This is a genomic window from Sporomusa sphaeroides DSM 2875 (genome assembly GCF_001941975.2).
Taxonomy (GTDB): Bacteria; Bacillota; Negativicutes; order Sporomusales; family Sporomusaceae; genus Sporomusa; species Sporomusa sphaeroides.
Genome location: NZ_CP146991.1, coordinates 4,641,881 through 4,660,421, shown reverse-complemented (window position 1 = coordinate 4,660,421; position 18,541 = coordinate 4,641,881). Strand labels below are relative to the sequence as shown.

Annotated in this window: 23 protein-coding genes and 1 pseudogene; 21 read left to right on the top strand and 3 right to left on the bottom strand. The window is 36.1% G+C overall.

The features are described 5' to 3' along the window. Nucleotides 1–11: 11 nt before the first annotated feature. The 17 genes from SPSPH_RS21455 (at nucleotide 12) to SPSPH_RS21375 (ending at nucleotide 13,134) form a co-directional block, all read left to right on the top strand. Nucleotides 12–245, top strand: a complete 234-nt coding sequence (locus SPSPH_RS21455; protein WP_075756227.1) for a hypothetical protein — start codon at nucleotides 12–14, stop codon at nucleotides 243–245. 447 nt (nucleotides 246–692) lie between these two features. Next, on the top strand, nucleotides 693–968 hold the full coding sequence (locus SPSPH_RS21450) for a hypothetical protein (protein WP_143558988.1): 276 nt from the start codon (nucleotides 693–695) through the stop codon (nucleotides 966–968). Nucleotides 969–993: 25 nt separating this feature from the next. Then, nucleotides 994–1,584: a hypothetical protein gene (locus SPSPH_RS21445; RefSeq protein WP_075756225.1), complete on the top strand. Its 591-nt coding sequence runs from the start codon at nucleotides 994–996 to the stop codon at nucleotides 1,582–1,584. Beyond that, nucleotides 1,581–2,072 (top strand): hypothetical protein, encoded by a 492-nt coding sequence (locus SPSPH_RS21440; RefSeq protein WP_075756224.1) that lies wholly within the window; start codon nucleotides 1,581–1,583, stop codon nucleotides 2,070–2,072. The genes SPSPH_RS21445 and SPSPH_RS21440 overlap by 4 nt, the downstream gene beginning before the upstream one ends. Before the next feature lie 36 nt (nucleotides 2,073–2,108). Further along, nucleotides 2,109–2,495 carry a sigma-70 family RNA polymerase sigma factor gene (locus SPSPH_RS21435; RefSeq protein ID WP_075756223.1) on the top strand — a complete coding sequence of 129 codons (387 nt, stop codon included), beginning with the start codon at nucleotides 2,109–2,111 and terminating at the stop codon, nucleotides 2,493–2,495. Then, nucleotides 2,488–3,303, top strand: a complete 816-nt coding sequence (locus SPSPH_RS21430; protein WP_075756222.1) for a sigma-70 family RNA polymerase sigma factor — start codon at nucleotides 2,488–2,490, stop codon at nucleotides 3,301–3,303. The genes SPSPH_RS21435 and SPSPH_RS21430 overlap by 8 nt, the downstream gene beginning before the upstream one ends. Nucleotides 3,304–3,403: 100 nt before the next feature. Beyond that, nucleotides 3,404–4,390: an XkdQ/YqbQ family protein gene (locus SPSPH_RS21425; RefSeq protein WP_075756221.1), complete on the top strand. Its 987-nt coding sequence runs from the start codon at nucleotides 3,404–3,406 to the stop codon at nucleotides 4,388–4,390. Nucleotides 4,391–4,529: 139 nt separating this feature from the next. Continuing rightward, on the top strand, nucleotides 4,530–4,805 hold the full coding sequence (locus SPSPH_RS21420) for a hypothetical protein (RefSeq protein ID WP_075756220.1): 276 nt from the start codon (nucleotides 4,530–4,532) through the stop codon (nucleotides 4,803–4,805). Next, on the top strand, nucleotides 4,798–4,965 hold the full coding sequence (locus SPSPH_RS21415) for a hypothetical protein (protein WP_158027074.1): 168 nt from the start codon (nucleotides 4,798–4,800) through the stop codon (nucleotides 4,963–4,965). The genes SPSPH_RS21420 and SPSPH_RS21415 overlap by 8 nt, the downstream gene beginning before the upstream one ends. Nucleotides 4,966–5,131: 166 nt before the next feature. Beyond that, the gene (locus tag SPSPH_RS21410) at nucleotides 5,132–5,386 is read left to right on the top strand and encodes a hypothetical protein (protein ID WP_075756219.1); all 255 of its coding nucleotides are present in this window, start codon (nucleotides 5,132–5,134) and stop codon (nucleotides 5,384–5,386) included. Next, entirely contained in the window at nucleotides 5,370–5,882 is a 513-nt protein-coding gene (locus SPSPH_RS21405; protein WP_075756218.1) for a DUF2335 domain-containing protein, read from the top strand. The genes SPSPH_RS21410 and SPSPH_RS21405 overlap by 17 nt, the downstream gene beginning before the upstream one ends. A gap of 413 nt (nucleotides 5,883–6,295) precedes the next feature. Then, on the top strand, nucleotides 6,296–6,484 hold the full coding sequence (locus tag SPSPH_RS21400) for a transcriptional regulator (protein ID WP_075756217.1): 189 nt from the start codon (nucleotides 6,296–6,298) through the stop codon (nucleotides 6,482–6,484). A 305-nt stretch (nucleotides 6,485–6,789) separates the two neighbouring features. Then, entirely contained in the window at nucleotides 6,790–6,972 is a 183-nt protein-coding gene (locus tag SPSPH_RS21395) for a hypothetical protein (protein WP_075756216.1), read from the top strand. A 423-nt stretch (nucleotides 6,973–7,395) separates the two neighbouring features. Beyond that, nucleotides 7,396–7,548, top strand: coding sequence for a hypothetical protein (locus SPSPH_RS21390; RefSeq protein WP_158027073.1), 153 nt, complete (start codon nucleotides 7,396–7,398; stop codon nucleotides 7,546–7,548). Between the two features lie 835 nt (nucleotides 7,549–8,383). Then, complete coding sequence (locus tag SPSPH_RS21385) at nucleotides 8,384–11,374, top strand: SIR2 family protein (protein ID WP_075756214.1); 2,991 nt, start codon at nucleotides 8,384–8,386, stop codon at nucleotides 11,372–11,374. A 65-nt stretch (nucleotides 11,375–11,439) separates the two neighbouring features. After that, on the top strand, nucleotides 11,440–12,396 hold the full coding sequence (locus SPSPH_RS21380; protein ID WP_143558986.1) for a TFIIB-type zinc ribbon-containing protein: 957 nt from the start codon (nucleotides 11,440–11,442) through the stop codon (nucleotides 12,394–12,396). A gap of 189 nt (nucleotides 12,397–12,585) precedes the next feature. Further along, nucleotides 12,586–13,134 (top strand): site-specific integrase, encoded by a 549-nt coding sequence (locus SPSPH_RS21375; protein WP_075756212.1) that lies wholly within the window; start codon nucleotides 12,586–12,588, stop codon nucleotides 13,132–13,134. 94 nt (nucleotides 13,135–13,228) lie between these two features. Here the strand turns inward: SPSPH_RS21375 and SPSPH_RS21370 are convergent, their stop codons facing one another. Together SPSPH_RS21370 and SPSPH_RS21365 are read right to left on the bottom strand one after the other, a co-directional pair. After that, nucleotides 13,229–14,110 (bottom strand): hypothetical protein, encoded by an 882-nt coding sequence (locus tag SPSPH_RS21370; RefSeq protein WP_075756211.1) that lies wholly within the window; start codon nucleotides 14,108–14,110, stop codon nucleotides 13,229–13,231. 218 nt (nucleotides 14,111–14,328) lie between these two features. Next, entirely contained in the window at nucleotides 14,329–15,018 is a 690-nt protein-coding gene (locus SPSPH_RS21365) for a hypothetical protein (protein WP_075756210.1), read from the bottom strand. 815 nt (nucleotides 15,019–15,833) lie between these two features. Here SPSPH_RS21365 and SPSPH_RS21360 point away from each other — a divergent pair. From SPSPH_RS21360 to SPSPH_RS21345, 4 genes and pseudogenes are all read left to right on the top strand, one after another. Beyond that, nucleotides 15,834–15,992: a hypothetical protein gene (locus SPSPH_RS21360; protein WP_158027072.1), complete on the top strand. Its 159-nt coding sequence runs from the start codon at nucleotides 15,834–15,836 to the stop codon at nucleotides 15,990–15,992. 136 nt (nucleotides 15,993–16,128) lie between these two features. Then, nucleotides 16,129–16,302 carry a DUF2281 domain-containing protein gene (locus SPSPH_RS21355; RefSeq protein ID WP_075756209.1) on the top strand — a complete coding sequence of 58 codons (174 nt, stop codon included), beginning with the start codon at nucleotides 16,129–16,131 and terminating at the stop codon, nucleotides 16,300–16,302. Further along, nucleotides 16,302–16,676, top strand: coding sequence for a type II toxin-antitoxin system death-on-curing family toxin (locus SPSPH_RS21350; RefSeq protein ID WP_181382927.1), 375 nt, complete (start codon nucleotides 16,302–16,304; stop codon nucleotides 16,674–16,676). The genes SPSPH_RS21355 and SPSPH_RS21350 overlap by 1 nt, the downstream gene beginning before the upstream one ends. 402 nt (nucleotides 16,677–17,078) lie before the next feature. Next, nucleotides 17,079–17,174: pseudogene (locus SPSPH_RS21345) on the top strand (transposase); the annotation flags it as partial. Nucleotides 17,175–17,257: 83 nt separating this feature from the next. Here SPSPH_RS21345 and SPSPH_RS21340 read toward each other — a convergent pair. After that, complete coding sequence (locus SPSPH_RS21340) at nucleotides 17,258–18,487, bottom strand: ATP-binding protein (protein WP_075756207.1); 1,230 nt, start codon at nucleotides 18,485–18,487, stop codon at nucleotides 17,258–17,260. Nucleotides 18,488–18,541 lie beyond the last annotated feature (54 nt).

Here is an 18,541-nt window from a genome sequence, read left to right as displayed (position 1 = left end):
AGTGCATAAAGATGATAATTGAATTGATGTCTGATAAAAAAAATAGACCTGTTGCCTTTGTAAGCTTGGACGATAAAGAGTACCATATTCCGCTAAAACATATCGTTGCAATTCACATGTTTAATCAAATCTTACGGTCGCTGGATACCGGTATTGACATCAAGTTCGAATCCTATAAGCAGTACGAGCAATTGCTGAATGATGTTTCAGAAGCTGTACAAAAGAAAAAAGCCACTGCCAGTTAGACAGCGGTTCAAACAAAATTCAATTTAAAGATACCATGTGTTGATAAAAATTTCAATATGGGAGATGATTAGATTTGGCTTTTAAGGTTAAGTTATCTTTTCGGCCTGAACATGAAGATAAAATAAATCAAATATTGAGCTTGCTAAAACCATTTACCAAGGGAGCTAGAATACGCAGATATAGTGACGAAAAATCGAACAAACGTATTCATATTACCATAGGAAAATAATCTTGTGAAGCTAGATAATCTAAGGGTTTGTGGTTGCTGGAAACTCTCTTGTATGATATAATTTAGCTAAGTAAATAATATGCAGGAGTACCCTTCTCCTTATGGAGAGGAAGCCAGTTTCAAGGCGCGGGAAATGTTAGAGGTAAAACTCTTTCATTCCCGCGCTTTTTATTTTACTGCATATTACTGCAGTCAAATTTTGAAGGGAGAAATGATTTTGACAACAGAAGAGAAGCAATTTCTTGAGGAAATGGTGTATTTACATTTTTTGCAGACCGAAGCCAATCCAAGGGTATATGTAAAAATTGCAGCTAATAACCTGAGCGTTACGGAAGCGGCAGCAAGGGCTATGCAGGAAACAGATACTATGAAACTAGCCCTGAAGGATGAAATTCACAAGTATCAAGCAATTATCAATGGTGTGGAAACTAAGGAAGCTGCCAGCCGGGTAATGTGGGATGCCTTAAAGACACATGTGAGCGGATTAAACTAATAAAAATTAAGGAGATGTGTATAATATGAGTTTTAAAGCAGAACTGCATAAAATTGTTAAAGAATATCAGCAGCAAATGGGCCAACTTAATTATGCCATTGAAGTTATTAAATCGGATACCTTCTACACCGAAGATGGCAAGCAATATAAAATCAATGAAATTAATGAGACCAAACAAAATTTGGATAAGCTGGCAAATGAGTACCTAACTACCCATATATCCGAATTTATTGCCGCTCATCGTTCGGCAGAGCCGACTAAAGATAATGATTATGAACTTAAAGTTTCAAATGCATTGAAAATGATTGAAATGTTAGGTGGCAATTTGACGGATGAAACAGCCAGTCAACTATTAGACTTCAATATGGACAATAAGCAATTGAGTATTTTTAGAACTATATTGGAAAATCGCTGCCCAAATAGCTGGCAGTTTCATCAAACGTTTAAAAGGTTAGATGAAGCGGAAGAATTATTGTCCGCTGCTACTCGTTTACAAGAAAGTGCAGCTGGTTTATTCGATTATACGCGCCCTTATTCTCCATCAGATATTCGAATTGGTGATATTGAATATTATGCAAACGTCATTAACCCAACTGCGGAAGGGAAAGCGGAATGAGGACACAACTGCTGGAACTGGTCACTGTATATCAAGAAAAAATGCGAACTCTGCAAAAAGCCACTACTATGAGCGCGTGTGATTTGGAGTTTAACCAAAAATTTCATGCGCTCATCAGCGCATTTATTGAAGAACATGTACCTGTTGAAACTGATGGTAAAGACCATAGGCTGGATATGTTAAATATCTTGACTACGCTTCGACTAATGCCTACTGGCTTAACTAAAGAAATGATTGAATATATCACTAAGCCCATTATGGGAGATTTAGCGGCTGTAAAATTTGTTCAATCTCTCATTAAAGCTAAATACTCCGGCATGGGTAATAACGTGCTACATCAAGCCATTGTACAACATGATAGTGTGCTTAAAAATCTGGATGCTTTACGTGAAGAACTGGCAACACCTCTATTCAATTCTTCATTAGGCGAAGATTCTTTAATTATCAGGGTAGACTTGATAAGTCAATTAATAGACCGCATTATCTAATAAACCTAAAATCAATAATAAGTTGAGGTGGTCAGCATGGATGAAGCAATGCAAAATGTAATAGAAGAATTTTTGGAACAAGACGATAATTTATTCTATAGTCCAGTGGCATTGCAGTATACGACTTCAGACATTGAACAATTTAAAGCTGGGTTGGCAAATTTACAGGCTATGGACATAGAAACGTCTTTATTTATGAAGTGTATGCATTCTTCATTACAATTATTAAAACGTATGGTTGATGAACGAGACTTTGTTATGTTTTTCAATCATTATATCAAAGGTAAAACACATGAAGTCCTAGCACATGAGTTGGATACTTCCCAAAGTACAATTACCCGTCATTGCAGGGCCGTATTAAAAAAATTATCTATTATCCTATATCCTGATTTGACTTTACAAAAGGTTTTTTTCAATGTCTAAACCGATTAATTTGACTAATGAAGAACTGGTCAAGGAATATCAAGCAGGGAATGAAGCGGCACTTACTCAGCTAATTGAAAATAACATGAAGTTGATTTATTATTTCGCAAAACGCCTTTACCCTACAATACAGAAAACACCTTTTGACAAGGATGATCTTGTTCAGGAAGGCTTAATTGGCTTTATGCAATCAGTAGAGAAATTCGAACACTATGAAGGTGTTAAATTTATTACTTATGCTGGCTATAATGTGCGGTATGCCATGCTGACTTTTATAAATCGTAGGGTTATTGAACGGGAATATAAAAATAACTCTACTAGTCGAAGAATACACACAACAAGTCTTAATGAAATTATACCGGGCAGTACAGACCTGACATTGGAAGCTGTAATTCAGGATAAGGATGCAGAGCAGCCATTTAATTTCGTTGATGATGAAATTGACAATGACATTTTACGCGAAGATTTGCTAAACCTGTTGGAAGATGTTTTAGGGCGGGGCAGTTTCAGAGTACGTGTATTGAAAATGTATTATGGTTTTGAAGGTTTGCCACTGAGTTTTGATGATGTTGGCGAACTTTGTGAGTTGTCGGGAAGTCGTGTTCAACAATTACACAATGATTCTATTTGGAGAATACGCAAAAGCCCAGGAGGGCAGGCGTTCATGAAAAAATATCAATGGATGATGCTTAATTCCCTGGAGGATAGAAGGGACGAGTTAAACCAGTTTATGGATACATCCCGAATTGTATGTGAAATGGAAACCATTGACGAGTTAATAAACAATGTACTTAGTGCCTGTGGGTAAGGGGATGAATTATGAACAACAATATTGAGGTTATAAATAATAATCTGTGAACAGCCGCTAGCGGTAAGCTAATGCCTGTTGAAGAATGGGGAGGAAAATAATGAATAATGTTCAAATTTTAATCAATAATAACGGGAAATTGCAAGAGCCTTGCATAGAGGAAGGTATTACTTGGGAAACAGAGCGTAAGTGTGCACCGGGTAAGTTAACTTTTAGTGTTTTAAATGACAGTACCTTGGACTTTACAGAAGGAAATCATGTGAGGATGGCCGTAGACGGAAAAAATGTTTTTTATGGGTTCGTATTCACCAAGAGACGTGATAAGGACGGGATTATCAAGGTAACTGCTTATGACCAACTGCGATATTTGAAGAATAAGCACACTATGGCGTATATAGGGCTTACTGCTTCTCAATTGATAAAAATGCTTGCCTCACAATTTCAAATGAGGGTGGGGGAAATTGAAGATACTGAATATGTTATACCTCAGATGATAGAAGATGGGCAAACATTGTTTGACATCATTTACGATGCATTAGATTTAACTCTAGACAATAAGAAAAAAAGATATGTTCTTTATGATGATTTTGGCAAGCTCACACTTAAAAATATTGAAAATATGAAGCTTGATTTACTCATAGATGCCACTAGTGCGGAGGATTTTGATTATACATCAAGCATTGATCAGAATACTTATAATCGTGTCAAACTGGTCTACGATAATAAGGACACCGGCAAGCGGGAAGTATTTGTTTCTCCACAAGACCCGGAAGAGTTTACTGCATCAGAAAATATTAAGAAATGGGGCGTACTCCAATATTGCGAAAAGATTGATGAAAACGCAATTAATCCCCAGGCCAAGGCAGATGCACTACTAGGGTTATATAATAAGAAAACACGTAGTTTGTCCATTAGCAATGCTTTTGGAGATATCCGAGTTAGAGCCGGTTCCCATATTGCTGTACAGCTTGATTTAGGCGATATCCGCGTAAATAATTATATGCTGGTAGAACGGGCCAAGCATGTATTCACCAACAATCAACACATAATGAATCTAAGTTTGAGAGGGCGTGATATTTTTGAATAAAAGAATATGATAAATTTTTACCCGGCTGAATTCACAGCCGGTTTTTGGTATAATTATCCTAATTGCCCCCGGCGATATGGTTAGTTTTATAGTCAGTATGAACTTTCACCGAAGGAGTTTAGATGAAAGTCAACGGGCTATGGTTGGGGCTAAAATCAAGCACATTTTTGAAGACGATGCGCGGAAAAGGCGTACTGAAAATCTTCCAAATAAACCAAATGGCCCGAAAGAGCCATTTGGCGAACAGGGAGAATCTGCTGAAAAAGCAGCCAAAATGGTTAATTCTTCCCGGACTTCAGTAAAACGGGCTTCTAAAGTCCTTAAATCCGGCATTCCTGAACTGGTACAAGCAGTTGAGAGTGGCAAGCTCACTGTTACCAGAGCTAATGAAATGAAGGTGATTTTTAATGATTAAGTTTCCAGACGAATTATATGATTGTACTTATTGGGATGAAAAATTAGGAGAGCGACTATTAAAAGAAAATGCCACTGAGGAACAGAGGTGTATTTTTGAAGAATTTTACCGGGATTTAGATAATGGCACTCTTTCCGATGTGGAAATTAATTTTCCATAATATAAGTTGGTTTAAGCATCTACACAGTAATGTGTGGGTGCTTTTTTATATGTATTCAAGCAAATTATTAACGAATATACGTTTAATTGATGCATATATATGGTAATTAATAAGGTATATATGTGCTTGGAACAATATATAATTTACTTGAGATTGGAGAATTTTAGTGTATAATAAGGTTAAGAAAATAATTAAATCTATAATTGCGGTAGGTGGTAATATGACTGAATTAATTAAAGTCACTATAAAAAATGTATTATGTAGTGACACCATTATGCCTGATTTATGGCCTGATACTGACTACCGTAAGCATGTTCCTAAAAGTGCTAAACAACTTGCAGAACGAAATTGGAAGACAACAGGTAGTTCTTTACGAAAAGCTATGGACAAAGTAGGTAGTGAAGATGGGCCAAAAGTTTAACAGGCATCGAGATTCTATTGAAAGAGGAGCTCAGTCCAGACCTTCAGAAGTAGAAGCTGTGGTTGAACCGGAAGTATTAGATGAAAAAGATAAGCATGAGCCTCGAACTAATAATGTACGAAGAGTGCTCTCTGCGGAGCGGTATATAGGGCCAATTCCACCCGCTGAGGAATTTGCAAAGTATGGACAAGTTATGCCAACTGCACCGGAACGCATATTGACAGTATTTGAAAAAGATTCTGATCACACTCGTAACATGCAGGCTATAGCATTGCGAGGTGAAATATCCCGAGATTGTAGAAGTCAGTGGATGGCGTTCTTTTCCATATTATGTAGTATCGGTCTAACAGCTTTTGCATTGGCAATAGGTCAAGATGTTGCGGCTGCATTGGCGGGATTGGCTTCATTATTCTTGGTTTTTAAAGGTGCATTTTCAAAGTCAGTTTCATCCGTTGAGGAAAAAGAGGATACTCCTAAAATAGAAAATAAGGTATAAAAAATCTGTCTGCTCTTGGGTTGACAGATTTTTTATACCTTAAAATGACAGATTTGACTTTACAAGCACAAACGTATGTTCTAAAATAAAAACATACGTTTGTGCTTGTTTTATTTTAGAAATATAGAATAATCATGCATTCCGACATATCCGACACCCTAAAAACAATTACCGATTTTACATGCCCTAAAAAAGGGTATGCAGACACCGTAACGCGCATGAGGGAAGAATGCGAGATTTGCGAGGCCTTAAAAAGATTGTTCTGGGAGATTTGGGAGCCCTTAAAAAAGGACGATACCGGTATTTCCTGACATTTCTGACGCCCTAAAAAAGGCTATTATTTCAGGTTTTTCATACCTTAAAAGGATTATGTTTTAGCAAGGTGTAGCAACTAATAGAACAGGGGGATAGTTATGACTAAGCAACCAGAAGAAAAATCTAAGTTTGTAAGAGTTCAAGAGCTTGCAGAAATACTTGATGTTTCCGTACCTCATGCTTATAGAATTATGAGGAAACTCAATAATGAGTTAGAGGAAAAAGGTTATATTATTACTGCTGGTAGACTATCCCGAAAGTATTTGGAAGAACGCATGTATAACTGATTCATATTGCTCAAAATGTTTGAAACCTAACAAAACCTAACATTAAAAACTATATTGATGAACGCTTAAAACAACTTGAAAGGTTAGAACGGTAAGGGTAATACCAAGGTAAGGGCAAGGTATTTTAGAGATTTTAGAGTCCCTAAAAAGTATCTGCAGATTCTGCAGGCCCTAAAAAGAGCAAAATCTAACATTTCTAACATCCTAAAAATAGCAAGGTTTTAGCAAGGCATTATAGACTCCATAAAAAAGGCCGTATAATTTAGTATTCGGAGATATCGGAGTCCTTAAAAAGGAGTAAATACATGGTTACATTTGTAATTAACCGTAAAACGGGTGAGGAAAAGGTTATTGATGGTGGCGATTCACCTAATGACAATCCTTGGGAAGCCCTTGCCCATTGTTTAGCTCAAATGGTTATAGAACATGGTTTGCTCAATAAGTACCAACAACAGAATGCCGAACCTGAGCAAGAAAAGCAGCTATAGTGACATAAGTGACATCCTAAAAAATACTAACTTTTACTAACATCTGTAATTATATATGTTGACATTTTTGACACCTAAAAAGAAGATGATAGGTTTAGGGACACCGTTACACGCATGAGAGAAATATTCACAGCCCTTAAAAGGGATAAGCGAAAACACCTTAAGCTGTCTACTCCTTACGAGATACGCAAGGCACTCTCCAGGGTGGCTAATATGGCCTAAATGGGGAGATTGATACCAAGATAGCCAACACTATTATTATGGCCTCTAATGCCATTCCTAAGCGGTATTAGGACGGACGAACAGCAGAAGAAGATTGAAGAGTTAGAGGAACTATTGAACAGTAAACTGAAATAAGTTTAACCAGCGGAATTTTCCGCTGGTCTATTTTTTGGTATAATTATCCTATGGAGGGCATGCCGATTGGAAAAAGATGAATTCATAAAAAAAGCCAAAGAGCTTGGTTATACTGATGAAATGATTAATGAGGACATCAAACTCCAGGAGGAAGCTGAAAAGCAGGGTATAAAAATCCCTTGGGAACTACGGTTAATCGAATTACCCATTAACGATTAAAGAATCCGGTTAATTTCTGTCCCTGATTTTGTCCCTTATCGCTTGAAAATGTTCTTTAACGATTGTTAGTAAACGTAAGGTCTAGAAGCTGAAAATGCAGTATTTATAAGGGTTCGTAATCAATGAAAATATACACAAAACCCCTTAAAGCAGACTCGAAATCAAGTGTCCTGTCAAAGGGACCGTGGGTTCGAATCCCACCCTCTCCGCCATATTTAAAGGCTTCATGGCTTCCGCGAAATTTCGCGGAAGCCATTTTTAAATTAAAAACCCAAAATAAAACCCAAAAAGGGACCCCCAATAAAATCCCCCAAAAACATAAATATGCAGTATATGTAAACTAAAATGAATAACTAATAATTTGCAATTTGATTCAGAAAAAAGATAGGCACGAAAGAACTTCCTGATTCGGGGGAGCTCTTTCGTGCCTATTTACACTACTTTGTGTAGGTGGAATATCGAAAGAGAATATCTCCCACTACAAGAGTTTGGTCTGAGCAAATGCACTCTTTTGCGGGACGGTTAATTTCTTTGCGTTGCCGCCATTGAACCTGTTGCATTCCTGTCCAGCGGCAAAAAAAGAAGCGCAAAAAAATGGTCTTCCATTAGGTTGCCAATATCGCCTATCTTGCGGAATTAGGATAATTAAGTGTTAAATTTATTTGGTAAAAGTATTAATGTACAACCAGTATAGCCAGTTGTGTTTACTGCCCCATTTTATGTATTAGGGATATAGATTATAAATAAGAAGTGCTATACTTATACTAGTTGGAAAATTTCAAAAATAAAACACACAGCATATTGTGAGACACATGGATGATTAATGGAGGTCAAAATGAGAGGATTTACTATTGAAAGCGTAAAAAAAATACAAGAAGCTTCTCAGAAAAATAAACTTGTTCTATTTGTAGGTGCAGGAGTATCTGCAAATTCAGGATTACCATCATGGGGAAGTCTAATTAGTTATTTTGCTAAAGGAATCGGCAAAGAAGCTGATAAATATACTAATGAAGAGTATTTGAAAATTCCTCAGTATTATTTTAATGAGAGAGGAAAAAAAGAATATTATGATATTATCAATAAAGTATTTTCTGTAGATATTAAACCAACTGCTATTCATGATATATTGCTTTCACTTAATCCTGCTCATATTGTTACTACAAATTATGATGATTTAATAGAAATGGCAGCACATTCAAATGGGGTGTTTTATGATGTTGTAGGTCAAGACAAGGATTTACCATATACCCCCAATGGAAAAATGTTGATAAAGATGCATGGCGATTTGAAATTTAAAAACATTGTATTAAAAGAGGATGATTATTTATCTTATTCTTTCAATTTTAGATTGATAGAAAATTTTATAAAATCATTATTTGCTACACATATAATTTTATTTGTCGGTTATTCAGTTAATGACCCTAATGTTCATCTAATATTTCAATGGGTTAAAGATATTCTTAAAGAAGATTTTCAGCATGCTTATCTTCTGGATATTGGAAATATGGAAGAGAAAGGGAATATCGACAGAATTCAATTTGAATACTATAAAAAGAAAGGCATAAATATTCTGTATTGCTCAGAAGTGAAAGACTTGGTTGAGAGTCTTGTTGTTAGCGATAATTTACTTGATGGGTTACATCCTAAAGGGAAATTTCTATATAAATTCTTAAACTTTGTAAAAAAGTATCAAGAACCAGAAAGTAAAATAGAAACTATGTACAAAAAATTAGAGGTCTTTGAGCCACTAAACAAAGTACTACCTGATGATATTATAAGAATCCTTGATATTTCTAAAACGTCTGATTTAGATAAGGACTGTATAAGAACTCATTCAGAGGACATTATTAAATTTACTGAGGAAGTGGATTGCCTTAGTAAAAAAAAGGATTTGTTAAATGACGATAAGGTATTAAAAGAAAAAATTGATATCATTAATAAAACTTTTCAGAAGGCAAATATTCGGGGATTTGAAGATGTTAACGGTAAAGTTATATATAATGTTCCGTCGGTTGAAATTAAAGCAGATGAAGTTTTTGAGGCAATACAAAATTTCAATTATGTATTTCTTTCTAATATACTTGATTGTGAATTGCAAAAACCTTTAAATAAAGACATTGATTATTTTCGTAGAGCTTTTTTGCACTATAAATTTCGGGATTATTTTTTAGCATACAATATTTTCAAAGATGCATCTGCAATGTTTTTTGATAATAAAAAATATCTTTTGTTTTTTATATCTGAATTTAATAGAAAGCATATTGGTAGATTAATAACGCAAGGAAGTTTTATTAATCCAATATGTGATAAGAACTTAACTGCTGAAATCCAAACTATTGATTTGAATGAAATTTATAATAGTTTGCCCTTAGAAGAGCGCAAAGCAATTTCTTTTATTAAAGAAGAATTATTAAATTTTCAGTTTGTTTATAAATATCATAATAGAGTATTTTTGTTGCAGAATGAGGTGTCGAAAGAAAAAGATGTTATTAGAGTGGGGGGAGCCTCGCCAATAATAAAAACCGAAATTCAGCTTAATAACTTTTGGGAGTATATAACATATAATTATTTACTAATTGGACATTATTCAGAATTGAAAGCGTTTTATCATACAATAGCCGAAACAATGCTAATTAGTTACACTACAGAAGAAATTAATCCTGAAGACAATATTCTAAAAATACCTATTCGCAGAAGTAAACTCAGGAAAATACCATACTCTATAATGTTCTTAATGATTAGTAATATCGAAGAAAAGGAAATATCATTACTGTTTGATAAATATAAAATCAATGAATTAGAGATGGAAAAAAACGATATAGATAAATGTATTTCAGCGTTTAAGAATTTAGTTGATTCTATCATTAGATTTAAAACCATTTTCCCTAATAATGATATGTTGGATGAATCATTAGCGGCTTTATCTTATGTAAATATTGGAATTGATAATTTTAAGGTTATTATGACAAAAATTAATGAGTTACAGCGATTATCATCACTAACCTATAACAATTATAAAAATATATCAAATTTTATTGTTATTCAACATAATAAGTTTAAAGAAAATATAGATTCAGAAATAATATATGATTTTATTCAGAATTATGTCATTAAGATTGTAGATAATAGAGCGTCTGCGTGGGATTTGGAAGCAACCAAGACAATGGGAGTTATTGAAGATTTTGTTAGTGTAATTATTAGCAAAGAAGGAAATTTTTTGAAAGATATTTCTCGAGTTATAAACAATTTAATTTGGAAGATAAATAATGATAAAAATTTAACGGACTATCGGACAAGATTTTTTACAAGGGTTATTATCCCCTTGTTTAAGATTGCTAATGGAAACATTAAAGAGGAATTAATTTCTTTGATTAATAATGAGCTAAAAACGAATTTTAATGTTGAATTATATGTAGTCGCATGTCTGAGGGATGTAATCACTCCAAATCAGGAATTCGAGGAATGTTTTATAAATACTTTGGTTTCGTTTGTCGATAAAGCAAATGGAAATTCTATACCCAATCCTATAGATACATATATGGGATATTTAATTAATTTAATATATGCAAAAAAGGTAGTAGAAATTAATAAGTATGATGTATTTAAAGGGAAAAGCGACTTATTTGATTTTATCTATGATATGAATAATTTTAACTTTAGCAAGTTTGATTTAAAATGGTTAACCCAATTACCAGAAGCAATTAATAACAGGATTATTGAGGTTGATGGGGCAAAAGAGTTAATAAAAAATAAAATACGTGAATTTATAATTTCTGGTAGTGCAGAAATAAGTTTAATAAAATTATATTTCGAGTATTATGAGTAGATAAATAGGAGATTGGATATAGAGTATATATTTTATGTAAAATGCATGGAAGAGGTCGGGTAATTTTGCAATACACAGTTTTTGAAAATGGGTTAGATTTTATTTTATCAGCGATTAATAATCTATCGGTTGCTAATGAAGGTGCGATTGATGAGGCTGAGAAAAAGAGACTAATTAAGTACGCATTACTTCATTTATCATCTGGAATAGAGCTTGTATTTAAACATCATTTACTGCAAGAGAATTGGACATACGTTTTTGCAGATATGAATAAGGCGAGAAAGAAAGATTTGGAAACAGGCGATTTAAAAAGCGCTGATAGTGAGACCATCATTGGGCGTTTGGAAAATCTATGTGATATAAATCTTAATGAATCAGACAAGCGATGCTTGAAAAATTTAAGAGGAAGGCGTAATAAAGCAGAGCATTTTAAGTTAGACGAGAATATTTTGTCTATTGAAAGCTCTATTCATAAAAGTATTTCTATTTTGATAAAGTTTATAGCAGAACATTATGATATTGAGGAATTTAGTGAAGAAGAACGTCAGCTTTTTTTCGAGATAAAGGATGCCATGCGAGGTCTTACGCAACACTATGACGATGCTAAGTTATTAGCACGAAAAGAACTTGAACAAAGTGGGGAATCCGCGATAATTTGCCCAGAGTGTAAAGAGAAATTTTTAGTGATAGATGGTGGTAGCGTAAAATGCTGTTTTTGTAAGTATGAGGACAGTGGAGAATCAGCGGCCGAAGACTATGTTAATAATGTTTTAGGTATGGATGCGTATTCAACCATTAAGGATGGCGGTGAATATCCGCTTTATACATGTCTTGAATGTGGGTGCGAATCGTTTGTGTTTGATTATGAAAAAGGTACAGCTATTTGTTTTTCTTGCGGGCATCAGTGCGATATAGACGAATTGTCATTTTGTAGTTGCTGTGGAGCGTTGTTATATAATCATGCTGACTGTATAGAAATCTGTTCGGATTGTCTGGACTATAAGATTAACAAAGATGATTGATGTAGATGGCATCGCATTTGTGAATGTAACACAACTAACTTCTGTTACATAAGGAAAATACCCGTTAAACTGTGCGAACGATGGGATTACGGGTGTTTTTATAGTTTGTGGTTTTTATTATTTGGTATTGAATGTAACATATGATAGTATCAAATATGATATGTTACATTTAATAGAAGGTGATTCAATATGGAATTGGTTGAGCCAATCAGAAGCAAAAAACAGATAGAGGCAGTAAAACGCTATTTGAAAGCTGGAAATATTCGAGACTATCTTTTGTTTGTGTTAGGCATTAATAGCGGCTTACGCATTAGCGATTTACTCTCCTTACAGGTGCAGGACGTAAAGCGTAAAGAACGTATCAGTTTAAAGGAACAGAAAACTGGGAAGACAAAAGATTTCCCACTATCAGATACATGCCAAAAAGCAATCAAAGAATATTTACAAGCTACAGGGTTGGAAGCAGGTTATTTGTTTCCTTCGCGCAAGGGAGTGGGTGCAATAAGTCGTGTGCAGGCTTATAGAATTCTTTCTCAAGCTGCCAATATGGTCGGAATTAAGGAGGCTGTAGGAACGCACACTCTGCGAAAAACATTTGGCTACTGGGCTTATCAGGCGGGAACGAATATTACTCGCATACAAAAACTTTTAAACCACTCTGCGCCAAGTGTTACGCTTGCTTATATCGGTATTACCAAAGAGGAATTGGATGATGTATATATTAATTTAAATCTATAGCCATAATAAGTTAAAGAAATAACCGCCCGAAGGCGGTTATATGAACAATATTGACCTATTGCAAAAACCTACTTTTACAAAATAAATAAGCAGGCTATTTTGCCTGCTCATGATTTATTTCTGATTTTTCTTTTGGACTTGATGCAATCCTATTAATATATGCAATTACTAAAGTGCCATATCCACCTATTAAAATTTGTATTATGCGGTTTACATTTATTGTTTCATTGGGCATAACGATATCTTTTAACGAGGTTTGGGACAGATATGTAATTCCATTAATAATCATTTTTACAATACCTGTGTAGGTACTTAAATCCCCTGTAGCTTCTCCAATTTCAAAATTATATATACCAATAGCCAAAGCTGTATATACTGCTATTAAAATAGAATATATATATCCAATTAATACTCTTAATAAGGGATTTTCTAAAATATCTAACATGGATAAAGTAATATAATAGAGTGGCAAAAAACAAAATAATATACCAATTATTACAAGGAAGAAATCTGCATTATTTGATATTATAGACAGAAATGTTAACCACGTCGGCGAAATTGCTAAACAAGTCAAGATTGTAAGAACTATAGTAACCAATATACGATTAATTTTTTTACTTTCTTTTCTAATATATTTGCTTCCACTTTGAAAATAATAAAGAATCCATATTAATATGGCATACTTCAATATGCTATATTTCTTTATAAAATTTATAAATTCAGGAAAATAATCACACGCTGTTAGAGAAAAAATAAACATTGCCCAGCTAAATGTCCCGAAAGGATATTTCTTTATAAATCTATTTCCTTTATAAACTCTTTGCGTCCAACTTATACTTTTATTAAGCGGTTTTTTTACCTTAATAAAAGTATATTTGCGGTTAAAACGTTTTACTCTTTTAAATAAAATTCTACTAATCTGACAGACTATAATAAATAAAGGTATAGCCACAAAAAACATTATAATATAATTCATTCAAATGATTCCTTTTTCTGAAAATCATTTAGTATATATTACATAAATCAATCCCAAAATCCTTTATCTACTTTTTGAAATTAATTCCTACATTTTTAAAACAATACCAAGCTAAAAAGCTGGTATTAATATATTTCAAACCTTTCATTAGACATTTCAACAATAACAGTCGCTTGTAAAAAAGAGGTCAGTTAATCTGACCTCCGAAGTCGGGGGTTTTAAACCCCGACTTCTGTGTTTATGTCAGAGGACGGCAAAGTGCCGAAATCTTTGCTTTTATGAGGTTGTCGCAGGATTCTAAATCGCAAGTTACTGGCATTTAGCGTAACTCTCCGCTCTTTGGCGAGTTTAGTACAGTATCGTTTCAACCTCCTTTTTTGTTGTAGAATACCCCTCCAGCAAGGTAGACCGTTGAGTTTGTTGTATTCAATTTCAAGAGGCTTTGCGTTACGTTTTTTCTGTGCGTCATTTGCCGCATAAAAAAGCTTCGATTTCAGCCCCTTGTACGTCTTTTCATCTAGCTTGGCAGTTATTCTTCCATCATTCTGGACTATTTGTATCACAACGGATTCACCAATTCGTATATTGATAGAATGCCGAGATATAGAGAGAAAGATATCATCCTGAATAATCCCAGGGGGAACTTGACCTGTCGACTTAAACAAGATAGCATACTGCTTCCATCGAAGAAAGTAATAAGCGCAATACCCTTTTTTTCTAGCTCTATATCTCTGCATAGTTGTCGAATCCGCATGGTATTTTGCAATTAGTTTTTTGTCGATGCCGCCCCATTTCGAGAATTTCGTCAGCGGATACATAGATAAGGAAAAGTTTTGGTATCCGTGGCGCGACACGAGACGAATGATTTGCTCCAAGAACGCTTGCCAAGCTCCATCTTCATAGACCATCTTTTTCAACTCCCATTGTACTTCGAATGGACAGGCTCCCGCCTAAAAGCTGGCTCGCCTCTTATACAGATATATATTTTTTACAATATAAGTTATGTACAAGCGTACATACGCCTCGGTGTACGCATATACGGTACATATATATCTACATAAGAGGGGAGCCACCCCTATGCGTACTCTCTCAAGGAGAGGTGGAACTTTCGAGTAGCTTTAAGTGAATGGTTGCCACACCATCCAGCTTCACCTTCCCACCGTTTCTAGCAGGTCAGTTCAAACTCTAGTCATTCTCGCTTCCGTTCCTCGCACGATTCAGAGAATCGCCGTTCGGAACTTACCCGATTATTGTACAGTCAGTATAAGTCTAACGTAGGTGTCGCACTTCGCATCATAGCCTAATGACGGCGGAATATAGAAGTTCCGTGTTACTACCCGTTACAAGTAACGGTTTCTCTTGGTTATGATGGTCAAGGCAGTTGAAACCTAGCACCATATTAGACATTACCTCATAGAACCATTTCAAGGTCCATTCCATATCTTCGCTAAGATATGTTGTAGGGTTGAGCTATTCACGTTCGCAGTTACCTGCGCTCCGTTGAACCAGAGCCGCTCCCCCCATCGGACACGTCACGCACTTTCATGCGCCCCGTGTATAGGATTTTCACCTATTTAACTGTACTCGAGCTATACAGAAGAACGTCTGTATAGCCTTGTCTCGGTCGCCCATTTTCCAATTAATATCGCTTTCGATGATAATGAGTAGAAGCAGGGTATTTCAACCCCACAGCCCTCAGAAAGCGATTTTAGAAGAGGTAAACGTGCAGGGGACGGTGCATGATTGGCGTTGGATATTCTATAATTACCAGGGCAAAGTAAGAGAGCATGTCTTAAAAGGGTTTGTTACTTCGGTTATTCGTGATGACTCCTACTATGTCAGGATGCTGGATTACTATAAATATTTAGTTGAGCAAGCGTAATTTTCAGAACTTCTGGTTTAAGTCTAATTCGGGCTATTTGTCCGAGTTAAATTATTAAATCACAGTTTATAGGATTACGAAAACAACCAATATTGGGGTATAATATAATTAAGAAGGGTTCGGGAGGTGAAAATTAATGACTTTAGCTGAAAAACTATTGCAAGACTTTCAGGGATTGCCCGAAGAAAAGAAGCAGCAGGTTATTGATTTTGTTGAGTTCCTTAAGAGTAAGCAGCAACAAGAGTTGGAAGCCATGATGGATGACATAATAGATACTAATAAAGAAGCGTTGATGGAGCTGGCTAAGTGATGCGTGGTTTGTCCGTTTCGGATATTATCATATTACATCAAAAGGTTATAGATAAGACTGGGGGAAGTCATGGTATACGGGATATCGGTTTGATTGAGAGTGCTGTTAGCCGGGCATATGCTACTTTTGGTGGCAATGACTTATATGAAACGGTTGAAGAAAAAATTGCGGCTACTGCTTACAGTCTTGTAAGCAATCATGGCTTTGTTGACGGTAACAAGCGAATCGGCATTGCTGCTATGTTATTGCTCTTGCAATTGAACGGATATAAATTGCAGTACAGTCAGCAAGAATTAATTGATTTGGGGCTGGGGTTAGCTGCTGGAAATCTTGATGAAAATGATATACAGCGATGGATTAAAGCGCACCGATAAATATATTTAAATTAACGGAATTCATGTAAAAGTGTCCGCTTTTGTTGTAACTAGCGGACATTTCTACAGAACTCCTGGCAACGGCGTGGCAACAAAATCATTCGGACCCCTTAAAATTCGTTGGTACTGGGTGATATTGCATGGCAAACAGAAATGGCCGAATGGCCGATTTATCAGTGTTTCTTTGGACGGGATAATACGTGCTGATACTGGCCATACAGGGCTTTTCACTACTCGAAATCAAAAGTCCTGTCAAGAGACCTTGGGTTCGAATCCCACCCTCTCTGCCATATCTTAACACTCATATTGATACAATAAAAACCCTTTGATTTCAAAGGGTTTTTGCATTTTCGATGTAAAAGTTGGGTTTTAGAAAGTCTGTTTCGGGCAATTTTTGCACCCTATCAAATGGATGGTATCCGGGACATGCTTGGTCTATGGGCGGGAAAAAACGAAAGCGCCAAGTTTTGGCTTAGCATCTTAAATGATCTGAAAAACGGGTCGTTCATGATAGCTTCATTATCAGAACAACCTGAGATGCCTTTAGCCACTACAAAAGTAACGGCCAAAGGCATTTAAACTTATATCCCCCAAATAGGCACAATCAAATTCTGGCTGTCAAACGCCGATAACCTGTCAGTTGTACAAAGTATAGCCCCTGTTCCACGTTCCAAAGTAGCCTTGTCAATTACACCAAACACACGAGTTAGCTGCTTTTGAGGCGTGGCAGTTTTCTTGATTTCCATGGGGTATAGCTTGCCACTGTCCTCTAGCAGAATGTCAATCTCCTTAGTATCCTTATCCCGATAATAATAAATAAAGGCCTCCCAGCCGCAATTGTGATAGCTCTTGACAATCTCAGATACCGCAAAATTCTCAAGAATCGCACCACTCATGGCACCATTCATCAGGGTATCACTGCTGCTCCATTTGGTCAGGTAGGCCACTAACCCGCAGTCATAGAAATACAGCTTAGGCTTAGTTACCATGCGTTTAAGCATATTGTTGGAATAAGGATGAAGATAAAACACAATGCCCAGTCGCTCTAAAATCCCCAGCCAGTTTTTGGCGGTAATCTGGTCAATGCCGGCAGCGTCAGCGATGGTCTTGTAGTTGAGCATCTGTCCGCACAGAGCTGCGGCGGCCGTGATGAAATCCATAAACCTGAGTGAATCAATGGTACCGGAAAGCTCTTTCACATCCCGGTCTATATAGGTACTGATATAGCTGGAATACACTGCCCGATGGTCGCTATACTGCCCGCTGATGAGGGCAGGCATACCGCCTCTGAAAATACGCTCATAAAGTGCAGGCGTATCAATAGGAGTGCGCTCTTTTACCCGCTGTGACAACTGCTCAAAATCCAGCACAAAAGGTGCGGTGGAAGCACCATCAATCTCCGCCTGTGATATGGGAGACATATGCAGCAGGCAGACACGCCCGGCCAGAGATTCCTGTATCCCCTCCATCAACTTGAATACCTGCGAACCAGTCAACCAAAAGTCACCGGCCCGTCGGTTTTGGTCAACATGTATTTTGATATAGGTAAACAGCTCCGGTGCATACTGTACCTCATCGATAAACACCGGCGGCTTATGGATTTGCAGGAACATCTTCGGATCGTTCTTCGCCATTTGGCGTTCCGTCAAATCGTCCAGTGTCACATACTTCCGCCCTATGTTTTCCTCCTCCGCCATTTTTTGCAGCATGGTTGTCTTGCCAACCTGCCTTGGACCGGTGAGCAGCAGTGCGGGAAATTCCTTGCTAAGACGGAGAAACGTATTCTCCATTGCTCTGTGTATATAATTCATGAGATCACCTCATCGTCTAAAATTAAAGTTTGTTATATTATAGCCGAAACACGT

Coding starts and splice junctions, on each gene's coding strand:
- SPSPH_RS21455 (WP_075756227.1), top strand. CDS start 12: ATGATAATTGAATTGATGTCTGATAAAAAAAATAGACCTGTTGCCTTT.
- SPSPH_RS21445 (WP_075756225.1), top strand. CDS start 994: ATGAGTTTTAAAGCAGAACTGCATAAAATTGTTAAAGAATATCAGCAG.
- SPSPH_RS21440 (WP_075756224.1), top strand. CDS start 1,581: ATGAGGACACAACTGCTGGAACTGGTCACTGTATATCAAGAAAAAATG.
- SPSPH_RS21435 (WP_075756223.1), top strand. CDS start 2,109: ATGGATGAAGCAATGCAAAATGTAATAGAAGAATTTTTGGAACAAGAC.
- SPSPH_RS21430 (WP_075756222.1), top strand. CDS start 2,488: ATGTCTAAACCGATTAATTTGACTAATGAAGAACTGGTCAAGGAATAT.
- SPSPH_RS21425 (WP_075756221.1), top strand. CDS start 3,404: ATGAATAATGTTCAAATTTTAATCAATAATAACGGGAAATTGCAAGAG.
- SPSPH_RS21420 (WP_075756220.1), top strand. CDS start 4,530: ATGGTTGGGGCTAAAATCAAGCACATTTTTGAAGACGATGCGCGGAAA.
- SPSPH_RS21415 (WP_158027074.1), top strand. CDS start 4,798: ATGATTAAGTTTCCAGACGAATTATATGATTGTACTTATTGGGATGAA.
- SPSPH_RS21405 (WP_075756218.1), top strand. CDS start 5,370: ATGGGCCAAAAGTTTAACAGGCATCGAGATTCTATTGAAAGAGGAGCT.
- SPSPH_RS21400 (WP_075756217.1), top strand. CDS start 6,296: ATGACTAAGCAACCAGAAGAAAAATCTAAGTTTGTAAGAGTTCAAGAG.
- SPSPH_RS21395 (WP_075756216.1), top strand. CDS start 6,790: ATGGTTACATTTGTAATTAACCGTAAAACGGGTGAGGAAAAGGTTATT.
- SPSPH_RS21385 (WP_075756214.1), top strand. CDS start 8,384: ATGAGAGGATTTACTATTGAAAGCGTAAAAAAAATACAAGAAGCTTCT.
- SPSPH_RS21375 (WP_075756212.1), top strand. CDS start 12,586: ATGGAATTGGTTGAGCCAATCAGAAGCAAAAAACAGATAGAGGCAGTA.
- SPSPH_RS21370 (WP_075756211.1), bottom strand. CDS start 14,110: ATGAATTATATTATAATGTTTTTTGTGGCTATACCTTTATTTATTATA.
- SPSPH_RS21365 (WP_075756210.1), bottom strand. CDS start 15,018: ATGGTCTATGAAGATGGAGCTTGGCAAGCGTTCTTGGAGCAAATCATT.
- SPSPH_RS21355 (WP_075756209.1), top strand. CDS start 16,129: ATGACTTTAGCTGAAAAACTATTGCAAGACTTTCAGGGATTGCCCGAA.
- SPSPH_RS21350 (WP_181382927.1), top strand. CDS start 16,302: ATGCGTGGTTTGTCCGTTTCGGATATTATCATATTACATCAAAAGGTT.
- SPSPH_RS21340 (WP_075756207.1), bottom strand. CDS start 18,487: ATGAATTATATACACAGAGCAATGGAGAATACGTTTCTCCGTCTTAGC.